This window comes from Streptomyces sp. E11-3 (assembly GCF_046540415.1).
GTDB lineage: Bacteria > Actinomycetota > Actinomycetes > Streptomycetales > Streptomycetaceae > Streptomyces.
The window spans coordinates 1-2,741 of the sequence record NZ_JAZGRL010000085.1; the positions used below are offsets into that span (position 1 = coordinate 1).

The 2,741-nt window shown below is 70.6% G+C and carries 3 protein-coding genes; all 3 read left to right on the forward strand.

Going from position 1 to position 2,741, the window contains the following annotated elements; genetic code table 11:
* Positions 1–1,234: S1C family serine protease (locus tag U9R90_RS35250; RefSeq protein ID WP_411061501.1), on the forward strand; the 1,234-nt coding region annotated here is incomplete at its 5' end.
* A gap of 183 nt (positions 1,235–1,417) precedes the next feature.
* Positions 1,418–1,900, forward strand: coding sequence for a sec-independent translocase (locus U9R90_RS35255; protein ID WP_411061503.1), 483 nt, complete (start codon positions 1,418–1,420; stop codon positions 1,898–1,900).
* 158 nt (positions 1,901–2,058) lie between these two features.
* A complete protein-coding gene (locus U9R90_RS35260) occupies positions 2,059–2,670 on the forward strand; it encodes a hypothetical protein (protein ID WP_411061505.1) in 612 nt (203 codons plus the stop codon).
* The last annotated feature ends 71 nt before the right edge of the window (positions 2,671–2,741 follow it).

Genomic DNA, 2,741 nt, shown 5'->3' on the forward strand with positions numbered 1-2,741 from the left:
ATCGGGAGCCCCCGGCGCGCCTACCGGGCCCTGGCAGCAGTACGACCCGTGGAGCACCCCGCAGCCGCAGCAGCAGCCCCTGCTGCACCCCACCGGCGCCGGACCCGCCCCCGTCCGCAAGCCCCGGCGCGGCGCGCTGCTGGTCGGAGCCCTCGCCATCGCGCTGGTAGCGGGCGCCGTCGGCGGCGGAATCGGCGCGTATGTCGAGCGCAACGGCGGCATCACCGACGTGCGCCTCCCGCAGGCCGGTAAGGAAGACAAGGGGCGTGCCCCGGAGAGCGTCGCCGGGATCGCCGAAAGCGCCGTACCCAGCGTCGTCACCCTGCATGTCAGCGGCAGCGGCGCGCAGGGCACCGGAACCGGCTTCGTCCTGGACAACAAGGGCCACATCCTCACCAACAACCACGTGGTCGACCCGGCGGGCTCGAACGGCCGGATATCGGTCACCTTCAGCGGCGGCGAGACCGCCAAGGCCAAGCTCATCGGCAAGGACGCGGGCTACGACCTCGCCGTCGTCCGCGTCACCGGCGTCTCGGGCCTCAAGCCACTGCCCCTGGGCAACTCCGACAACGTCCAGGTCGGCGACCCGGTGGTGGCCATCGGCGCCCCCTTCGACCTGTCGAACACCGTCACATCGGGGATCATCAGCGCCAAGGGCCGCCCGATCACCGCGGGCGGCGAGGAGGGTGACGGCAGCGATGTGTCCTACGTCGACGCCCTGCAGACCGACGCCCCGATCAACCCCGGAAACTCCGGTGGCCCCCTGGTCGACTCCAAGGCCCGGGTCATCGGCATCAACAGCGCCATCCGCTCCGCGGGCGGCGGCTCCGACCCGGACGGTGGCGGCGGCCAGGCGGGCTCCATCGGCCTGGGCTTCGCGATCCCCGTCAACCTCGCCAAGCGGGTCGCCGAAGAGCTGATCAACACCGGCAAGGCGACCCACCCGGTGATCGAGGTCACCCTGGACACCCAGTTCACCGGCGACGGCGCCCGGGTCGCCGACGAGACCCGCGACGGCGGCGCGGCGGTCAAGCCGGGCGGCCCCGCCGACAAGGCCGGGGTCAAGCCGGGCGACATCATCACCGCCGTGGACGGCCAGCGCATCCACACCGGCCAGGAACTGATCGTCAAGATCCGGGCACACCGCCCGGGTGACGAGCTGGAACTGACCCTGGAGCGGAACGGCGACAAGCAGACGCTGTCCCTGGAGCTCGGCGCCGCCGACGCCGGGTGACCTGACACCGGGCGACCTCATGCCGGGTGACCTGATGCCGGGTCACCCGCAGACCACCCGGGCGTCGACCACATGGCGCCAGGACAGTACCGGCCAGACAGCATCGCCCGGTACTGTGGACCAGCCCGGATCTCAGATCGGGACCTTCTGCCCACAGCCGCGGACATCGAAAGGGGCCACCAGGTGTTCGGTGACATAGGCGGACTCGAGGTGCTGACGCTGGCGATCATCGCCGTCCTCATCTTCGGCCCGGACAAGCTGCCCAAGGTCATCCAGGACGTCGCCGGCTTCATCCGAAAGATCCGCGCCTTCTCGGACAGCGCCAAACAGGACATCCGCGAGGAGCTGGGTCCGGAGTTCAAGGACTTCGAGTTCGAGGACCTCAACCCCAAGACGTTCATCCGCAAGCAGCTGGACAGCGACGAACTGGGGCTCAAGGAGATCCGCAACGGCTTCGACCTGAAGAAGGAAATGGCCGAGGTCACGGACGCCGCGCACAGCCTCGACCCCAAGAGCCCGGCCCCGTCCGGCTCCTCGGGCAGCGCTCCGGACCTCACCAAGGGCAGTGGCCCCGACCTGCGCAAGAGCGGTGGCGCCGACCTTCAGAAGGGCGGCCAGAAGCCGGCCGCGATCGAGCACCCGCCGTTCGACTCGGACGCCACCTGAGCCACCCGCGCGGTGGCTGGTGAGCGACCCGCTCAGGCCAGGGAGATCCGACTCCGAGAACCGGTGTGGCTATTCTGCTCTGTTGTTGTCCGGACTCAGGACGCCCGAGGGGGGCGGGCCACTCCGGACCGACGGAGATCGAGGAGGCGGCCGGGTTGATGGAGACGACGAGTCAGGCAGGAGCACGCACGGTCGACGGCTACTTGCTGGCGCCGTTCGCGTGGTACGGCCTGGATGAGGCCTTCACGGGGCCGCGCTGGCTGATGCAGGTCGGCAGCGCGGCCGACGGCACGGTGGCACACGGCTCGACCGGACACGGCGACGAGCCCGTGTTGCGTACCGACGGGGGCTCCGAGCGCGAGCGATTCGCGGTCGTGGTGACCGTGCCCACCAGCCCGGTGCGGCGCAGCGCCGACGGCACCGGCGTGATGGAGGCCACCTCGGTCTCGTCGGCGGCATGGCTGGCCGGGGTCGGACTGCTCAGCTTCACCTGGCCCGGCCAGATGGACCACGGACTGCGCGACGACTGGCTGGACCAGCAGACCGAGACCGCGTGGGTGCTGGCGGACGATCTGACGGGCGCTGACTGGACGACCCTCTCGCTGCCCGTGGACGGTGTTCCGACGCCGTTCCACTACCGGGAGTCGGAGTTCGGCTGGGTGCTCGCCGGGTCCACCCAGGGCGGGGTCCACCTGGGCGCGTACGGGCGCGGCATGAGCGCGTACGGTCTGGGCTTCTCGGAGGTCAAGGACATCACCGACTACGCGTAAGAGCCTGTCTTCGAACCCCCGCCTGCGCCCCGACGCCCGGCACGCACTCTCGCCGCACGGCGTTGCAGGAC

What these genes read in the sequence shown, in the direction of transcription:
- U9R90_RS35260 (WP_411061505.1), top strand. Translation starts at nt 2,059, where the DNA reads ATGGAGACGACGAGTCAGGCAGGAGCACGCACGGTCGACGGCTACTTG.